Source organism: Thermocatellispora tengchongensis (assembly GCF_014202315.1).
Taxonomy (GTDB): Bacteria; Actinomycetota; Actinomycetes; order Streptosporangiales; family Streptosporangiaceae; genus Thermocatellispora; species Thermocatellispora tengchongensis.
The window spans coordinates 174,406-191,750 of record NZ_JACHGN010000008.1 but is presented as its reverse complement, the minus strand read 5'-3'; the positions used below and the strand labels follow the sequence as shown (position 1 = coordinate 191,750).

Sequence of the window (17,345 nt, the reverse complement as noted above, 5' to 3'; positions counted from 1 at the left end):
CTCACCATCGTCCGGGTATCGGGTGGCCGCAGTACTCGCACCGGCCATCGTAGAGCGCCAGCGACTCCAGCGACCAGATGCCGCGGCGTACGACGACGGCGTCGCAGGCGGGGCAGCGGGTCTCGCGGCCGCCGGGGCCGAGCGCCCGCTCGACGTACACGTGGCGCAGCCCGGCCGCCCGGCCGATCGCCACCGCCTCGGCCAGCGCCGCCGGAGTGGTCGGCGCCTCCTCCCGCATCCGGAAGTCGGGGGTGAAACGGAGCAGGTGCCAGGGCATGCCGGGGTCGATCTCCGCCAGCAGCCCGGCCAGCGCCGCGAGCTGCCCCGGCTCGGACATCACGCCCGGGATGAGCGGGGTGCTCACCTCCACCCACACGCCCGCGGCGGCGAACGCGCGCAGCGTCCGCAGCACCGGGGCCAGCGGCGCGCCGGTCAGCCGGTGGTGGGCGCGCTCCTCGACGGCCTTGACGTCGATGTTCACCGCGGCCAGCCGGGGCGCGACCAGCCGCACGGCCTCGGGGGTCAGGAAGCCGTTGGACTTCCACACCACCGGCACGCCCGCGCGCCCGCCCTCATCGGCCAGCGCCAGCGTGAGCTCCACGGCCAGCGACGGCTCGGTGTAGGACAGCGCCACCGACGCGCCCTCCGCCGCCGCGGCGGCGACGATCTCGCGCGGGTCGGCGGGCGTGGCCGTCCAGGGCAGGTCCTCCTCCCGGCCGTACTGGGACATGCGGTGGTTGACGCAGTAGTCGCAGCGGAAGGTGCAGCCGGGCGCGGCGAGCGTCAGGGTGTGGGTGCCGGGCCGGAAGTGGTAGAGGGGCTTGCGTTCGACGGCGTCGAGATGACGCACGGACGTGGCGAAGGTCGCGGTCTCCAGGATCTCGCCGGAGCGCCTGCGCACCCGGCACGGCCCGGTCTCGCCGTCGGCGAGCAGGCAGCGCATCGGGCACAGCAGGCACTGCACCCGGGAGCCGCGGGGGCGGTGCAGGATCGCCGGCGTCCAGTCCACCGCTCACCCCGAGACAGTGGGGGTGGCAGTGGGGGTGGCGGTGGGCGTGGGAGAGGGGGCCGGCGCGGCCTCGCCGCCGCCGGTGGCCGCGAGGAAGGCGGCCGCGCCCAGCGCGACGGCCACCACGCCGGCCATGGTCCTGATCCGGGCGGCGCGCACCGCCTCGGCGACCAGCCAGGCGTGGATCAGGTCCACCAGGCGGCGTTCGAGGCGGACGGCGAGGGCGACGTTGGCCTCGGCGTCCTTCAGCGCCTGCTCCAGGACCCTCCTGCGCTTCTCGCCGGTCTCCCGGGCCAGGGCGGCGGCGAAGGCCGCGGCGGCCTTCTCGTGGAAGACGCGGGCGTCGCGCAGGCTCTGCGGCGAGCGGCCGAGCGGGCCGTAGAAGGCGTCGGGGTCGCGCTCGACGACCTCGCGCAGCGAGGCCAGCTCGGGACGCCCCAGGTCGCCGAGCAGCGCGACCCTGGGCAGCAGCGCGTTCCCGGTGTGCCAGACCGCGAAGGCGACCCCGCCGAGCGCGAGCAGCAGCCCGGCGGACGCCAGGGCCGCCTCCCAGCCGGCGTCGATCTTGCCGGCAGCGGCGATCGGGCCGCCCCCGAGCAGCAGCGCCCCGACCGCGCCCATCGCCGCGATGGTCCACTTCGCCGTCGCGCGCAGGTCGGCGACGGCGTCGGCGGTGGCGCCCGCGGCGACCGCCCCGCCGCCGGGCTCGGGCGCGGCCTGGGTCACTCCTCTCCCCGGTGGGTGCCGTACCCCTCCGACGGCAGCCGCTCGTAGCGCACCCACTTCTGCCCGTCGAAGATCTCGATCTCGTCGTCGTCGGTGAACCGGAGCTCGTTGGGCTCGGGCGTCCGCTCTGTGCTCACCGGCTCAGTATGACGCGCCGCCCCCGGGCCGGGCAGGGCTCCCGCGGATTCCGGGCGGACCGGCGGCCGGCGCGACCCGGTGGACCCCCGGCGCCGTGGGACGCGGTCAGTCCGGGGGCGGGGCGGTGGACTCGCGCTCGATCAGGGTGACGTCCATGAAGGTGGGGCCCGGCGCCGGCGCCCCCCGGTCGCCGATGCGGGCGACCAGCCGGCGCGCGGCCTCGGCGCCCATCTCGTAGACCGGCTGGGCGATGACGGTCAGGGCCGGGGAGACCAGCACGCTCCAGTCGAGGTCGTCGAAGGCGACCACGGACAGCTCGCGCGGCACCGCGATACCGGAGTCGCGGATCGCGTGGTAGGCGCCGACCGTCATCAGGTTGTCCACCAGGAACACCGCGGTCGGGGGCCGCTTGAGGGCCAGGGCCCGCTTCATCTGCTTGTACGCCGAGTCGGCCTCGTACGCGCCGGTGCGGCGGACCAGCTCGCGGCGTACCGGCACCCCGGCGTCCCAGTGGGCGCGCAGGTAGCCGAGCAGGCGCGCCTCGCTCGGGCTGAGCGTGCCCAGCGACGGCTCGGAGCCGCGGGTGAGGTAGGCGGCCCAGTCCTGCTCGCGCGGCTGGCGCAGCTCGGTGACGATCGCGATGCGGCGGTGGCCGAGGGCGATCAGGCGGCTGACGGCCTGGTAGGCGGCCTTGGCGCCGTCCACGATCACCGCGTCGGCGTCCAGCTCGTCGCTCATGCGGTCGAACAGCACCACGGGCGTGCCGCTGCTCTGCGCCTGGGCGAGATGGGCGACCTGGCGCACGTCGGCGGGCGCGCAGATGATGCCGTCCACCTGCTTGTCCAGCAGGAGCTGCACGGCGTTGCGCTCGCTGGTCAGGTCCTCGTCGCTGTTGGTGACCAGGGTGCTGAAACCGTGGCTGTGCGCAACGTCGGAGATCCCGCGCAGCGCGCGGGCGAAGAACGGGCTCTCTATGTCGGCGCAGATGACCCCGATCGTGTCGGTACGCCCGGTGCGTACGCTCGCCGCGAGCCGGTTCGTCCGGTAGTTCAGCTTCTCGGCCGCGTCGAGGACCCGCCTCTTGACGTCCTCGCTGACGCTTCCGTAGCCCCCGAGGGCGCGCCCCGCGGCGGCCGTGGAGACGCCCGCCAGCGCGGCGACGTCGGGCAATGTCGCTCGGCGCTGCCTGGATACGGGCACGTATTCTCCTCTTCAACCGTGGATCGCCGGATGGGCCGGTCCCGGTCCGCGGAGTGCGTCCCGCCGCGCGGGGAGTCCGCGCGGGGGCGCATGGGGTCAAGGCCGGCCGCCGGTGATCCATCAGGGTCGCACGGCCGCCGCGGCTTGAAAAGCGCGGACCGGGATGAGGTGGCCTATCGGGCGTCCGTCATCGCGAAATTGTAGTGTTCACTTGCGTGACCGGCGGTGATGCGCCCGGCGCGCACGTCGGCCGCCACCGCCTCGGCCGGGCGCTCGGCGGGGTCGCCGAACCCGGCGCCGCCGCCGGCCCGCAGGCTGATCACCTCGCCGGGCGCGGCGACGTGCTGGCCCTTGGCGGGCAGCGGGGTCTCGGTGCCGTCGGCCCGGATGAGCACGATCGACGCCGGGGTGCCGGGCCTGCCGCCGTCGAGCCCCTGCGGGGCGTGGCGGGGGTCGCTCTGCTCGGCCTCCGACAGGAACGGCATCGGGCCGTCGGAGATGTTGCGGTAGTCGGCGCGGATGCCCGCCCCGCCCCGCGTACGTCCCGCGCCGCCGCTGTCGGCCTGCAGCTCGTACCGCTCGACCCGCAGCCGGTAGCTGGACTCGATGATCTCCGCCGGGATGATGGCGCAGTTGGCCATGTGCACGTCCACGGCGTCGGCCCCGTCGTGGGCCGCCGTGGCGCCCGCTCCCCCGGCGACGTTGGCCAGCAGCACCACGCCGTCGCCGGTCTTGGGCGAGGTGGACTCGCAGATCAGCACCGGCCAGCCGACGAACCACTCCGCCGAGGCGCGGTGCGGCGCGGCCGGGGCCAGCGCCCTGGTCATCACCGACGCCAGCCGCTGCGAGGCCAGGTGCCGGTCACCCACGGCGGCGGGGAAGACCGGGTTGACCGCCGAGCCCTCGGGGGCGTGGATGGTCACCGGCTCCATCGAGCCCTCGTTGAACGGCACGTCGCCGGGGAGCAGGCACTTGATCGCGTAGTGCACCACCGAGCGCGTCGTCGAGGTGGGGATGTTCATCCCGCCCGGCATCTGCGGGTCGCACCCGGAGAAGTCCACGTGCGCGCGGTCGCCCTCGATGGTGACCCGGGCGGCCAGGCGCACCCGGGCGCCGGGGTTGATGCCGTCGTCGTCCAGCCACCCCTCGGCCTCGTAGCGGCCGTCGGGCAGGGCCGCCAGTTCGGCCCGGGTGCGCTCGGCGGTGTAGGCGATGAGGTCGTCGATCGCGGTGACCAGCGTGTCGCCGCCGTACCGCTCGGCCAGCCTGGCGAAGCGGCGCGCGCCGGAGCGGGCCGCGGCGACCTGGGCCCGCAGGTCGCCGTGGTTCTGCTTGGGGTGGCGGGTGTTGGCGGTGATGATGTCGCGGACGTTCGGCTCCGGCACGCCGCGGACCTCCAGCTTGACCGCGGGCAGCATGACGCCCTCGTAGAAGGCGCTGCGGCTGGTCGCGGCGGCCGTGCCCGGCACGACCCCGCCCCAGTCGGCGTGGTGGGCGATGGCGCCGGTGAAGCCGATCAGCCGCTCCTCGCCGTCGAAGACCGGCACGAACAGGTTCAGGTCGTTGGTCTGGCAGGCGCCCAGGTAGGGGTGGTTGCTCAGGAAGACGTCGCCGGGGTGGATGTCCTCGCCCCACTTGTCCAGGCACGCCCGCAGCGCCGGGGACATCGAGGCGAGCAGGGTGGGGATGTCCAGCGCCGCGGCCAGCAGCCTGCCCGTCCGGTCGAAGACGGCGCAACTGTAGTCGCGCATGTCCTTGACCACGACGCTCAGCGCGGTGCGCCGCAGGGCGGTGCCCATCTCCTCGGCGATCGTCTCCAGCGCGTGGCGGATCACCTCGGTGGTGATCGGGTCCGTCCGCCTCATGCCGCGCCTCCTTCCGTGGTGTTCGCGTCCAGGGTGAGGACGAGGTTGAGGTCGTCGTCCACGCGTACCCGGGTGCCCGGGGGCACGACCGTGGTGGCCTCGCGCTCCTCGACGATCGCCGGGCCGTGGAAGGCCGCGCCGGGGGCCAGGCCGGCGCGCTCGTACACGGGGGTGGCGGTCCAGCCGGGGCCGCGGAAGAACACCTGCCGCACCGACACCGGGGCGGGGGCGGCGGCGCCGGCCGGCGGCGCGGATCGCCGGGACGGGCGGGGCAGCACGCCGTGCACCTCCACGGCCACGGCGACCAGCTCGACCCGGGCGTCCTTGTCGCTGTGGCCGAACTCGAACTCGTGCTGGGCGTGGAAGCGGTCCAGCGCGTCGGCCAGGCTCTCCTCGTCCACCGGGCCGGGCCGCAGCAGCACCTCCACGTCGTTGTCCTGCCAGGCGTAGCGGAAGCGGGCCAGGCGGTTCTCGATCCGGCCGGTGGTCAGGTGCTCCACCCGGGCCAGCCGGTCGCGGGCGCGGCCGAGCAGGCCGGCGAACAGCTCCTCGATCCCCTCCGGGGTGAGCGTGTCCACCGGCGCGTCCACGGTCCGGGAGAAGTCGTAGGTGAGGTCGGAGGTGGCCAGGCCCACGGCGGAGAAGGTGCCGGGGTTCGGCGGGACCAGCACCGCCCGGATGTCCACCAGCTCGGCGACCGAGACGGCGTGCATGGGGCCGGCGCCGCCGAAGGGCAGCAGCATGAAGTCGCGCGGGTCGTAGCCGCGGTTGACGCTGACCACCCGCACACCGCGCGCCATGATCGCGTCGGCGACGTCCAGGATGCCCTGCGCGGCCTCCTCGACGCTCAGCCCCAGCGGTTCGGCGACGTGCGCGCGCACGGCCTCGCGCGCGGCTTCGGCGTCCAGGGTCATCTCGCCGCCCAGGAACCGGGCCGGGTCCACCCGGCCGAGCACGACCTGCGCGTCGGTGGTGGTGGGCCGGGTGCCGCCGCGGCCGTAGCAGGCCGGGCCGGGGACGGCCCCGGCGCTCTCGGGGCCGACGCGGAGCATGCCGGCGGCGTCCACCCGGGCCAGCGAGCCGCCGCCGGAGCCGATGGTGTGGATGTCGAACTGGGCCACCTGGAGCGGGCGGCCCTCGAACTGCGAGGCGCGGTCCAGGCGCGGCCTGCCCTCGTGGATCAGGCAGATGTCGGTGGAGGTGCCGCCCATGTCGAAGGTGATCTGGTTGGCGTACTCCGGCCGCTCGGCCACCCGGGCGGCGGCGAGCACGCCCGCCGCCGGCCCCGACAGCACCATCTTGTGCGCGGCGGCCGACGCCTCGGCGGCCGACAGCGCCCCGCCGGAGGACTGCATCACGAAGAACGGGCAGGTGACCCGCTCGCCCTCCAGGCCGGCCTCGACGGCGGACAGGTAGCGCGCCACCAGCGGGCGCAGCGCCGCGCTGATCGCGGTGGTCGAGGCGCGCGGGTACTCCTTGATCTCCGGGGCGACCTCGGACGAGACCGCCACGTGCACGCCGGGCAGCCTCTCGGCCAGCCGCGCGGCCACGCGCCGCTCGTGCCCGGGGTTGCGGAAGGAGAACAGCAGCACCACCGCGCACGCCTCGGCGCCGCTCGCGGCCACCTGGTCCACCACCCGGTCGATCTCCGCGTCGGCCAGCGGGGTGACGACCTCGCCGAGCCGGTCCACGCGCTCGTCGATCTCGAAGACCAGCTCGCGCGGGATGACCGGCTCGGGCTTGGTGACGCCGAGGTCGAACAGGGCCGGCCTGAGCTGGGTGCCGATCTCCAGTACGTCGCGGAACCCGCGGGTCACCACCAGCGCGGTGCGCGGCAGCTTGAACTCCAGCAGGGCGTTGGTGGCGACCGTGGACCCGTGGGCGAACATGCTCAGCGCGCCGGGGTCCACGCCGTGGGTGCGGCGCACCGCGCGCACCCCGTCCAGCACGCCGCCGGCCTGGTTGTCCGGAGTGCTGGGGACCTTCTCCACCAGGACCCGCCCGTCGTCGTCGATGACGACGACGTCGGTGAAGGTCCCGCCCACATCGATGCCGAGGCGGCGGCTCATTGCTTCCCCTTGTAGAAGTACTTGGCGACCTCGGGGTCGTCCATGTTCGACTGCGTGGCCACGACCGCGTCCACGGTGGTGTCCTTCGGCTTGGTGCCGTCCTTGATGTACGCCGCGAGGTCGGCGACCGCGGTGGCGCCCATCTCGCCCGGCTTCTGGATGATCAGCGCGGAGACCAGGCCCCGCTTGAGCAGGCTCACCTGGTCGGGCGAGGCGTCGAAGCCGACGATCTTCACCTGCTCGGACTTGCCGGCCGCCTGCACCGCCTGGGCCGCGGCGAGGGTGGGGTTGCCCCAGTTGGCGAAGATGCCGTTCAGGTCGGGGGTGCGCTTGAGCACGGCGGTGACGGTGCCCGCGATGGTGGTCAGGTCGGCGCCGTCGTACCGCTCGGCGACGGGGGTGAGGCCGGGGGCCTCCTTCAGCCCCGCCTTCCAGCCGGCGAGGCGGGCGTCGGTGCTCGCCACGCCGGGCGTGTAGCCGATGAAGGCCACCTTGCCCTTGCCGTCCAGCAGCTCCGACATCGTCGTGGCGGCCAGCCTGCCCCCGGCCTCGCCGTCGGAGGCGATCGTGGCCAGGCGCGCGGAGGGGTCGGCGACGTCGGCGTCCACCGTGACGATCGGAATGCCCTGCGCCATGACCTGCTTCATCGGGGCGATCATGGCCTTGGCGTCGAGGGCGGACATGATGATGCCGTCGGGCTTGCGGGCGGCGATCGACTGCAGGAGCTGGGTCTGGGAGGCGACGTCCAGGGTGGCGGGGGCCTGCCAGCTGAACTCGATGCCCAGCTTCTTCGCCTCGGCCTGCGCGCCTTCGACGAGGGTGAGGTAGTAGGGGTCGAACTGGTCGTTGAGCAGCATCGCGATCTTCTTGCCCCGCAGGGTGCCGCTACCCGATGAGGCCGCGTCCTGCGTGGAGCCCGAGCCGCATCCGGCGAGGCCGGCGGCGAGTACGCAGGCGGCGAGGGTGTGGATGATCCGCTTCATCGGTCTTCCTTTTCCGTGGTGCACCGGCGCTGCGGCCGGCTGGGGGGCGGCGGGTCAAGCGCGCGTCTGGGCACGGATCTTGACCTGGTCCACATAGACGGCGACGAGGAGCACGACGCCGACGGCGACGTTCTGCCAGAACGGCTGGACGTCCATGATCACGAACCCGCTCTGCAGGACCGCGGGGATGAGCGCGCCGACGATGGTGCCGGAGATGCGCCCGCGCCCGCCGAACAGGCTCGTGCCTCCGATGACGACCGCGGCGATGGCCGCCAGCCCGTCGCCGGAGTGGCTGGTGATGGAGGCGGTGCCGAACCGGCCCACGTCGATGATCGCGACCAGCCCGCACAGGGCGCCCATGCCGGCGTACAGCAGGACCATGTGCCGGCCGACGTCGATGCCGGCGCGCCGGGCGGCCTCCAGGTTGGCGCCCATGGCGTAGGTGTGCAGGCCGAAGCGGGTCTTGGCGAGCAGCACCCAGGACACGGCGGTGACGACGGCCGCGATCACGATCGGCCACGGGACGACGCCGAACAGCTTGCCCAGCCCGAACCCGGTCTGGAACGGCAGCGGCACGTTCTGGACGTTCTGCCCGTCGGTCCAGACGCTGGCCAGGCCGAGGACGATGCCGCCGGTCGCGAGGGTGGCGATGAACGGGGGGATGCGGGTGCGCACGGCCAGGACGCCGTTCAGGACGCCCCAGCCCAGCCCGACCGCCAGACCGCCCCCGACGGCCGCGGCGACCGCCACGGCCAGGTTCGGGTACTGGAAGTCGGCGGCCTGCGCCGCGGTGCCCGCCAGCGCGCCCATCACCTTGGCCACCACGACCGCGGAGAACACGGTGACCGCCCCGATGGACAGGTCCAGGCCGCCGGCGATGAGCAGGAACGTCGTGCCGCAGGACAGGATGAGGAGCTGGGAGGCGGTGAGCAGGACCGATTCGAAGTTGCTCAGCGAAAGGAACGTTCCAGCGGGCGTCAGCACGGAGAACGCGGCGATCATCCCGATCAGGAGCAGCAGGATGGTCGCGTCGGACAGCCGCTGCGCGCCGATGGCGCGGCGGCGGCGAGCCCCGGCCTCGGGGGCCTGCGCCGGCCGGGAGGCGAGATCGGTCATGATGCTCCTCTGAGCGTGTCGGCGCCGGTCATCGCCTCGATCAGGCCGGTGGCCGTGACCTCGCCGATCGGCGCGGTCAGCACCCTGCGGCCCAGCCGCAGCACGGTCACCCGGTCGGCGACGGAGAACACGTCGGGCAGGTTGTGCGAGATGAGCAGCACCGGCAGGCCCTTCTCGTCGCGGATGCGCCGGATCAGGTCCAGGACCGACTCCGTCTGGGCGACGCCGAGGGCGGCGGTGGGCTCGTCCATCATGATCAGCGCCGAGCCCCACATCGCGGCGCGGGCCACCGCGACCGCCTGCTTCTGGCCGCCCGACATCGAGCCGACCTCGGCGCCGAGGTCCTGCACCTTGGAGTTGAGCGAGCGCAGGTGCGTGCCGGCCGCCTCGCGCATCGCCTTGCGGTCCACGAAGCCGAGCCGTCCCAGCAGGCCGGGCCGCGCCGGCTCGCGGCCCAGGAACAGGTTGGCGTCCGGCGGCAGCGTCGGCGCCAGCGCCAGGTCCTGGTAGACGGTCTCGATGCCGGCCCGCTGCGCGTCTCGGGGGCTGGTGAAGCGGTGCCGCCTGCCGCCGATCTCGATGCTGCCCTCGTCGGGCGTCACGGCCCCGGCGAGCACCTTGACCAGGGTGGACTTGCCGGCCCCGTTGTCGCCGAGCAGCGCGTGCACCTCGCCGGGGGCGATGTCCAGGTCCACGCCGCGCAGCGCCTCCACGTGGCCGTACCGTTTGCGCACGCCGCGCACGCGCACGGCGTACGCGCCGGGGTCGCTCGCGCCGGTCGTCATGTGGTCTCCTCCTGCGTGGGCGGGGGCATCGGGTCCTCGTACAGCGCGGCCAGGTCGGCGGGGTAGCCGTAGCCGCCGGGGTGGCGGCACACGGCGGCGGCGTACGCGGCGGCGCGCGCCATCGCGATCTCGGGGGCCGCGCCCGCGTGCAGCGCCACCAGTAACTGGGCGGCGAAGGCGTCGCCCGCGCCCAGCGTGTCCACGACGGTGGTCGAGACGGCCGGTTGCCACACTCTATGCTCCGGCGTGGCCAGCAGCGCTCCCCTGTCGCCGCAGGTCACGACCACCTGGCGGGGGCCGAGGGCCAGCGCCTCGGCGGCCAGGCCCTCGCACCCCTCCCGGTCCAGCGCCGGGCGGGAGAAGAACGCGATCCCGACCGACGGCAGCAGCGGGCGGGCGTACGACATGTCCTTGTAGGAGAAGTCGAACGACACCCGCGTGACCCGGGCGATCTCGGCGAGCTGGCGCTCGACCAGGCTGGTGTGGCCGCTGTGCGCCAGGTCGAACGAGGCCAGGTAGTCCAGGTCCGCCGGCCGCAGCCGCAGCTCCTCGGTGTAGGCCCGGTAGTCGGTGAAGGTCCGGTTGCCCTGGGCGTCCAGCTTGATGTCGGCCCAGGCGGTGGGGTGGTCGCCGTACCTCGCCCACCGGATGTCGACGCCCTCGCTGGCCAGGCAGTGCCGGATCAGGTCGCCGGGGGCGTCGCGCCCGATCGAGCCGAGATAGCCGGCCCGCGCGCCCAGCCGCCCGGCGTGCACGGCCACGTTGCACGCGCTGCCGCCCGGATAGACCACGCCGAGGTCGGGGTATCTGTCGACGACGTTGTCGCCGACGCCGCACAGCCGCATCTCAGTAGGCCATCTTGTGCATGTAACGGCGCTCGTCGAGGGAGTGGCCCGTGACGGACTCGTAGTGGTCGGCCAGGCGGGTGGTGAGCGTGGCCAGCACCGGCGCCGACACCTCCCCGCGCGCGGCGGCGGGCACGCCGGGCAGCTCGAAGGCGGCCGAGTCGAGCGCGTACGCCCGCGAGGTGAACCGCGGCAGGAACGCCCACACCCGGTCGGCCATCGCGCGCGAGGCGTCCTCGCCGCGGAACAGGATCACCGGGGCGTCGTCCACGACCATCTCGAACGCGCCGTGGAAGAAGTCGCCGGTGGAGACGTAGGCGGACTTCTTCCACTGCATCTCGGTCAGGTAGCAGACCGACATCAGGAAGGCCAGGCCGTAGGAGGCGCCGCCGCCGACGACGTACGTCATGTCGGCCTCGCCGATCTCGCGGGCGATCCGCGCGGCGGTCTCCTCGTGCTCCTCGGTGACCCGCGCGAGCACGTCCGGCAGCGCCTCGTAGCCGCGGCGCACGGCCTCGAAGTCGAGCGCGGCGCCGTCGAGGCGCAGCAGCTCCTGCGCGAGCTGGCCGAGCAGCACGTGCTTGGCCGAGGTGATCGTGCGCTCGCTGCCGTAGGTGAGCGTCACGTCGCCCAGCTCCCCCAGCGCGTTGTCGGCGTCGGTCGCCACCGACACCACGTACGCCCCCGCCTCCTTCGCCAGCCGCGCCGCGGCCACCGTCTCGGGCGTGTTGCCCGAGTGCGAGGACGCGACCACCAGCGAGCGCTCCGACAGCCGCGGCGAGGGCGCCGCCAGGAACTCGGCCGCGTTCAGGTTGTGGCTGATCAGCCCGGACGCGTGCGCCGACAGCGTGACGTGCGCCGGCACCGAGGAGGCCCACGACCCGCCGCACCCCAGGAAGAACACATCCGTCACCCCTCGGCCGGCCGCCGCGGCCGCCACCTTCTCGGCGACGCCCCGCTGGTTCACCGCCCCGCCGATGACCTCACCGATCCGCGGATCGACGGGCCGCAACGGAAGCTTCTCAGTCATGCGCACTCCAGAAGTAGAACGTTCTCACTGTCACGGCGAGAGCGATGTAGAACGTTCTCACCGGATCGAGAGAAGGTTCTCAACCGAACCTCCCGAAGTCAACCCCCTCTTTGCCCTGGCGTTACGCGCCGGCCCCTTTTGAGTCGGAGATGACTCAGGACGAACGGGGCCGGCCCGCCCACACTCGGAGCCGTTCACGGCTCGGCACGGCGGGGGAACCATGGGGATGGGAGTGCTCGCGCGACTGGTCGTCGCGGGGCTCATCGGGACGGCCACGGCCGCCGCGACGGTGGCGGTGGCGCCCCAGGCCGCGGTCCTGCTGCAGGCGGCGGTCACAGGACAGGCCGCGGCCTCGGGACAGGCGGCGGTCCGGGAGAAGGCCGCGGTCCCGGAGCGACCTGCTGCTGTTCAGCGGCGTGCCCGAGCGCGCCGAGGAGTTCTGCGCCGCCCCGCCCGCCTGGGCGAGCGCCCACGCGCGCCTCCGGCTGGGCTTCATCCGGGCCGTCAACCTGGTGTGGGGCTTCGACCGGGCGGAGGAGGCCGTCCGGATGATGACCGAGGCCGCCCCCGCGGTGCCGGCCTCCCCCTGGCGCGACGACCTGGGCCCCACGTACGTCGCCTGGCTGGACCCGGCGCATGGGCGCGGTGCCGTGGGAGCCGGCCTTCCTGCACGACGTCGTACGCCTGGGCGAGCCCGGCGCGGCGCGGGCGCGGCTCGCCGAGCTGACTGGTGAGCTCGACGGGCCGCTGCCCGCCCTCTACCTGCGCCACGCCACCGCCCTGGCCCGGCGCGACGGCCGGGCCCTGGAGGCCGTGGCCGCGGAGTTCGCCGCGCTGGGCGCGACCCTGCACGCCGCCGAGGCGGTCTCCCAGGCGAGCGTGGCCCACCGCGAGACCGGCAGGATGGACTCCGCGCGCAGGTGCGCCTGGCGGGCCGCCGAGTGGACGGCCGCCTGTCAGGGCGCCCGCACGGCCGCTCTGGACCTGGAGCACGCCAGGGTGCTGACCCGGCGCGAGTACCAGATCGTGCTGCGCGCGGCCCGGGGCGAGACGAACCCGCAGATCGCCACCGCCCTGGGCATCGCCCCGCGCACGGTGGGCAACCACCTCTACCGCAGCTACGAGAAGCTGGGCATCAGCGGACGCGCCGAGCTGCCCCGGCTCTTCGGCGACCTCACCCGGAGCGAGCGTGGCTAACCGGCGGCGGCGCGCACCCGGCCGACGGCGACGGCGTCCATGTAGTCCCTGGTGTGGACGATCTCGCCGTCCCTGATCCGGAGCACGAGCAGGCCGGGGACCGTGATCGGCCTGCCCCCCGCACGGACGTGCGTGTCCTGTTCCACCACCACGACCTCGGGGTCCTGGGTGCGGTGCAGCGCGAGCCTGCGTACCTCCTCGGCCTCGAACGGCGACGCGTCCCACATGGCGTGGTAGCCCGCCCGGATCTCCTCCCGCCCCCGGAACGGCTCCAGGCCGCCGAACGGGAACTCGTGCAGCGCGTCCTCGGCGTACAGATCGGCCAGTTCGTCGGCCGACTTGCGCAGCATCGCGCCGTGGTAGCCGGTGACGATCTCTTCGATGGACATGGCCATCCTCCCAATTCGCTCAACGCCCGTTGACTCAACGAGCGTAGAGCGAAAGGGACGCGCCGGTCAACGCATGTAGAGTCGGAGCGTGAGCGACACACCGCTTCCCCGGGCCGAGCGGCGGCGCAGGACCGAGCGGAGGATTCTCGACGCGGCCAGGGCGCTCTTCGCGGAGGTGGGGTTCGAGCGCACCACGATCAGGGCCGTCGCCCGCACCGCCGAGGTCGATCCCGCCCTGGTCATGCAGTACTTCGGCAGCAAGCAGGAGCTCTTCAGGCGGGCCGCGCAGGTGGCCCCGCCGCCCGAGGCGGGCCTGGACGCGGACGAACTGGTCGAGCACCTGCTCGGCACCCTGGACCGGAAGATCGGCGACCTGCCCCAGGGGTCGCTGGCCATGATGCGTTCCATGCTCACCCACCCCGAGGCCGCCGCCTCGGCCCGCGAGGTCCTGGGCCGGCAGATCGACCGCCTGGCCGAGTCCATCCCGGGCGAGGATGCCCGCCTGCGCGCCGCGCTGATGACCGTGATCATGCTGGGTGTCACGGTCGGCCACCAACTGCTGGAGCTCGACGAACTCCGCGCCGTCCCCCAGGAGGAGATCGCCCGGCTGCTCCGCCCGAGCCTGCGCGCGCTCGCGAGCCCGGAAGCCTCCTGAGCCGGACGAGCCCGGAAGCCTGCCGGGCCGGGCGGCCCAGAGGTCGCGTGAGCCGGGGCGGTCCCCGAAGCCTCCCGACCGGGAGCGGCGGTCAGCCGTGTTCCTGACGGGCGCCGGTGGGCCGCACGTGCCGGAGCAGGACCGTGGCGAGCACGGCCACGACGGCGAGCAGGGCGGCGCTGATGCCGGCCACCGTGTGCAGGCCGCTGGTGTAGGCGTCCCTGGCCGGGCCGAGCAGGGCCGCCGCCAGGGTGCCGGGGAGGTCGCGGGCGGCGGCGGTGGCGCCGATGAGCGTGTCGCGGGCGGCCTGGACGGCGGATTCCGGCAGGCCGGCCGGCAGGGCCGTCTCGACGTGCGCGCGGTAGACGGCGGTGCCGATGCTGCCCAGCGCGGCGATGCCGAAGGCGAAGCCGAACTCCGCGAAGGTCTCGTTCAGCGCGGCGGCGGAGCCCGCGCGGCTCGGCGGGGCCGACCCGATCACCAGGTCCATGCTCAGCGTGACCAGGGGGCCCGCGCCGAGGTTGACGATCGCGAACCCGGTCACCAGCGTCACCGGGCCGGACACCGCGTCCACCTGGGTCATCAGCAGCAGGCCGGTCACCGAGAGCGCGAGCCCGCCGCCGATGAGGTACGCCGGACGGAACCGGCGGGCCAGCAGCGGCGAGCAGAGGAAGCTGATCGCGTTGGTGGCGACCGCGGGCATCATCCACAGCCCGGCCGACAGCGGGGAGAGCCCGTGCACGAGCTGGAGCTGCTGGGTGATGAACAGCATCATCGCGCCCATCAGCATGGTGCCGAACATCATGCTGCCCAGGGCGGTGCTGAACGCGCCGTCGCGGAACAGGCGCAGGTCCAGCAGCGGATCGGCCAGGCGGCGCTGGCGGCGTACGAAGACGGCGGCGACGGCCGCGCCCACCCCGAGGGCCGCGAGGGGCACCGGCGCCCAGCCGCCCTTGGCCAGCTCCTTCAGGCCGTACACGACGGGCAGGATCGCGGCCAGCGAGAGCGCCACGCTGGTCAGGTCGAGCCCGCCCTCGCCGCCGCGGTACTCCGGCAGCAGCACCGGGCCGAGCACGAGCAGCAGCACCATGGCGGGCACGCCGAGCAGGAACGCCGAGCCCCACCAGAAGCTCGCCAGCATCGCCCCGCCGACGACCGGGCCGATGGCCGCGCCGCCCATGAAGCACGTCATCCACACCCCGATCGCCAGCCCGCGCTGCCTCGGGTCGCGGAACATGTTCCCGATCAGCGCCAGCGTGGACGGCGCCAGCGTCGCGCCCGCCACGCCCAGCAGCGCCCGCGCCGCGATCAGCATCCCGGCGCTGACCGAGTACGCGGCCAGCACCGAGGCGATCCCGAACGCCGCCGCGCCGATCAGCAGCAGCCGGCGCCGCCCGATGCGGTCGCCGAGGCCGCCCATGGTGACCAGGAAGCCGGCCAGCATGAATCCGTATATGTCGGTTATCCAGAGCTGCTGGGTCGCGCTCGCGCCCAGGTCCGCGCTCAGGTACGGCAGCGCCAGCAGCATCACGAACACGTCGATGGAGACCAGCAGGGTGGGCAGCGCCAGCACGGCCAGCCCGACCCACTCCCGCCGTCCCGCCCGCGCGGGCGCCTGCGCCGGCGTCCCGGCGAGCGTTGTGGTGCTCATGTCGTCCCTACTCCTTCCCGTGGCCCCGCGGGTCCTGCGGGGCCTGTCACGGGAAGGTCGGAGCCGCCACGCGCTCCTCTACACGCCGGGCGGAGAAATCTTCCGGGCCTCTCGCGAGCGAGCCGTCAGCGGCCCGCCTCGGCGGCTTCGCGGCCGTGGACGATCAGGGCGTACAGGATGACGACGTCCAGGGCGATGACGGCCAGCGACCACCACGGATTGATCGTGATCCAGATGAGCTGGGTGATGGCGTTGATCATGACCAGGACCGCCGCGACGACCCGGGCCCAGGTCTGGCCGACGCTGACCGCGACACCCGCCACGACCAGGAGTACGCCGAGCAGCAGGTGCACCCAGCCCCAGGCGGTGAGGTCGAACAGCAGCAGCCGCCTGGCCGTCTGGATGTAGAAATCGCCCTTGAAGATGGCGTAGAGGCCGGAGATGGCGTTGAAGACGCCCGACATGATCATCATCAGGCCGGCGAACCACACCCAGCCGACCCAGCCGGTGACGTGGCGCCGCGCTTGGTAGGTCATGGCGACTCCTCTCGGTATACGGCCATGTACCTGACAGTACTGAGACGGTGAAAGCTGCGGCTTTTGCCGAGGTAAATGTTGTTTCGGCGGGTGTTCCGGACCCGGTCCTACGCCCGGCGGGGGCTGCTGTAGCATTTTCCTCTCCGGCACACTGCGGACCGAGGAGGTGAGACCCATCACGCCAGTACAGGCCGGGTGCTCTCACCTCACGCCCGCGCGGCCGCCCGCGAGCGGCTCGCCGCGCTGACCGCCGAGAGCGCCCGTCGGCATCGCGAAAGGCGCTCACGTGCGGATCTCCCCATCTTCGTCATCTTCTTCTCCCCTGTCCTCGATCGTGGCCAGGCTCCGGGCCGCGGGCTGTGTGTTCGCCGAGGACGAGGCCCGGCTGCTGGCCGGCTCGGCGGCGGGCCCGGCCGAGCTGGACGCCATGGTGGACCGGCGGGCGGCCGGACTGCCGCTCGAACACGTCCTCGGCTGGGCCGATTTCTGCGGCCTGCGGGTCGCCGTCGAGCCGGGCGTGTTCGTGCCGCGCCGCCGCACCGAGTTCCTGGCGCGGCAGGCGATCGGCCTGACCACGCCGGGAGCGGTCGTGGTGGACCTGTGCTGCGGGGCGGGCCCGGTCGGCGCGGCGGTGGCCGCGGCCGTGCCGGGGATCGAGCTGCACGCCGCCGACCTCGACCCCGCCGCCGTACGCTGCGCGCGCCGCAACCTCGGCCCCTTTGGGGGCCGGGTCCACCAGGGCGACCTGTACGACGCGCTGCCCGGCGGGCTGCGCGGGCGCGTCGGCGTCCTGGTGGCCAACGCGCCCTACGTGCCCACCGGCGAGGTCGGCCTGCTGCCCCCGGAGGCCCGCGAGCACGAGCCCCTGGTGGCGCTCGACGGCGGCGCCGACGGCCTGGACGTGCTGCGCCGGGTGGCCGCGGGCGCGCCGGACTGGCTGGCCCCCGGCGGCCACCTGCTGTTCGAGACCGGTGAGAGGCAGGCCGCGCGCATCGCCGCCGAGGTCGCCGGGCACGGCCTGGAGCCGTGCGTGGTGACCTCCGGGGAGCTGTACGCCACCGTCGTCGTCGCGCGCCGCCGGGAGTGAGGCCGCTCTCGCCGCCACCAGGCGCGGCGACGGCCGGGATCGCAGCGGGCACCACGCGCGGCGA

17 protein-coding genes are annotated in these 17,345 nt (G+C 74.0%); 3 read left to right on the top strand and 14 right to left on the bottom strand.

Translation table 11 applies throughout. The annotated features are described in order from the left end of the window. Position 1 precedes the first annotated feature (1 nt). From amrS to HNP84_RS20150, 11 genes are all read right to left on the bottom strand, one after another. A complete protein-coding gene (gene amrS, locus HNP84_RS20195; protein WP_221336498.1) occupies positions 2 to 1,009 on the bottom strand; it encodes an AmmeMemoRadiSam system radical SAM enzyme in 1,008 nt (335 codons plus the stop codon). 3 nt (positions 1,010 to 1,012) lie between these two features. Beyond that, positions 1,013 to 1,735 carry a hypothetical protein gene (locus HNP84_RS51150; RefSeq protein ID WP_221336497.1) on the bottom strand — a complete coding sequence of 241 codons (723 nt, stop codon included), beginning with the start codon at positions 1,733 to 1,735 and terminating at the stop codon, positions 1,013 to 1,015. Beyond that, a complete protein-coding gene (locus tag HNP84_RS20190) occupies positions 1,732 to 1,872 on the bottom strand; it encodes a hypothetical protein (protein ID WP_185051315.1) in 141 nt (46 codons plus the stop codon). Before HNP84_RS20190 ends, HNP84_RS51150 begins: the two co-directional genes overlap by 4 nt. A 106-nt stretch (positions 1,873 to 1,978) precedes the next feature. Next, a complete protein-coding gene (locus tag HNP84_RS20185) occupies positions 1,979 to 3,073 on the bottom strand; it encodes a LacI family DNA-binding transcriptional regulator (RefSeq protein WP_185051314.1) in 1,095 nt (364 codons plus the stop codon). Positions 3,074 to 3,246: 173 nt separating this feature from the next. After that, positions 3,247 to 4,938, bottom strand: coding sequence for a hydantoinase B/oxoprolinase family protein (locus HNP84_RS20180; protein ID WP_185051313.1), 1,692 nt, complete (start codon positions 4,936 to 4,938; stop codon positions 3,247 to 3,249). Then, entirely contained in the window at positions 4,935 to 7,007 is a 2,073-nt protein-coding gene (locus HNP84_RS20175) for a hydantoinase/oxoprolinase family protein (protein WP_185051312.1), read from the bottom strand. The genes HNP84_RS20180 and HNP84_RS20175 overlap by 4 nt, the downstream gene beginning before the upstream one ends. Further along, on the bottom strand, positions 7,004 to 7,990 hold the full coding sequence (locus HNP84_RS20170) for a substrate-binding domain-containing protein (RefSeq protein WP_185051311.1): 987 nt from the start codon (positions 7,988 to 7,990) through the stop codon (positions 7,004 to 7,006). Before HNP84_RS20170 ends, HNP84_RS20175 begins: the two co-directional genes overlap by 4 nt. Positions 7,991 to 8,044: 54 nt before the next feature. Beyond that, on the bottom strand, positions 8,045 to 9,106 hold the full coding sequence (locus HNP84_RS20165; protein WP_185051310.1) for an ABC transporter permease: 1,062 nt from the start codon (positions 9,104 to 9,106) through the stop codon (positions 8,045 to 8,047). Beyond that, the gene (locus HNP84_RS20160; protein WP_185051309.1) at positions 9,103 to 9,891 is read right to left on the bottom strand and encodes an ATP-binding cassette domain-containing protein; all 789 of its coding nucleotides are present in this window, start codon (positions 9,889 to 9,891) and stop codon (positions 9,103 to 9,105) included. Before HNP84_RS20160 ends, HNP84_RS20165 begins: the two co-directional genes overlap by 4 nt. Continuing rightward, entirely contained in the window at positions 9,888 to 10,736 is an 849-nt protein-coding gene (locus HNP84_RS20155) for a PfkB family carbohydrate kinase (protein ID WP_185051308.1), read from the bottom strand. Before HNP84_RS20155 ends, HNP84_RS20160 begins: the two co-directional genes overlap by 4 nt. A 1-nt stretch (position 10,737) precedes the next feature. Next, entirely contained in the window at positions 10,738 to 11,766 is a 1,029-nt protein-coding gene (locus HNP84_RS20150; protein WP_185051307.1) for an SIS domain-containing protein, read from the bottom strand. Positions 11,767 to 12,402: 636 nt separating this feature from the next. On the opposite strand from HNP84_RS20150, the gene HNP84_RS20145 reads away from it, so the two are divergent. Beyond that, on the top strand, positions 12,403 to 12,963 hold the full coding sequence (locus HNP84_RS20145; protein WP_185051306.1) for a helix-turn-helix transcriptional regulator: 561 nt from the start codon (positions 12,403 to 12,405) through the stop codon (positions 12,961 to 12,963). Here HNP84_RS20145 and HNP84_RS20140 read toward each other — a convergent pair. Then, entirely contained in the window at positions 12,960 to 13,352 is a 393-nt protein-coding gene (locus HNP84_RS20140; protein ID WP_221336496.1) for a nuclear transport factor 2 family protein, read from the bottom strand. The two genes, HNP84_RS20145 and HNP84_RS20140, sit on opposite strands and share 4 nt — an antisense overlap. A gap of 88 nt (positions 13,353 to 13,440) precedes the next feature. Between HNP84_RS20140 and HNP84_RS20135 the strand changes: the two genes are divergently transcribed. Beyond that, complete coding sequence (locus HNP84_RS20135) at positions 13,441 to 14,007, top strand: TetR/AcrR family transcriptional regulator (RefSeq protein ID WP_185051304.1); 567 nt, start codon at positions 13,441 to 13,443, stop codon at positions 14,005 to 14,007. 91 nt (positions 14,008 to 14,098) lie between these two features. Here HNP84_RS20135 and HNP84_RS20130 read toward each other — a convergent pair whose 3' ends face one another. Together HNP84_RS20130 and HNP84_RS20125 are read right to left on the bottom strand one after the other, a co-directional pair. Further along, complete coding sequence (locus tag HNP84_RS20130) at positions 14,099 to 15,658, bottom strand: MFS transporter (RefSeq protein WP_185051303.1); 1,560 nt, start codon at positions 15,656 to 15,658, stop codon at positions 14,099 to 14,101. A gap of 125 nt (positions 15,659 to 15,783) precedes the next feature. Continuing rightward, complete coding sequence (locus HNP84_RS20125; protein WP_185051302.1) at positions 15,784 to 16,194, bottom strand: DUF7144 family membrane protein; 411 nt, start codon at positions 16,192 to 16,194, stop codon at positions 15,784 to 15,786. A gap of 292 nt (positions 16,195 to 16,486) precedes the next feature. Here HNP84_RS20125 and HNP84_RS20120 point away from each other — a divergent pair, with 292 nt between their 5' ends. Continuing rightward, positions 16,487 to 17,281, top strand: a complete 795-nt coding sequence (locus HNP84_RS20120) for a putative protein N(5)-glutamine methyltransferase (RefSeq protein ID WP_185051539.1) — start codon at positions 16,487 to 16,489, stop codon at positions 17,279 to 17,281. Positions 17,282 to 17,345: the final 64 nt, after the last annotated feature.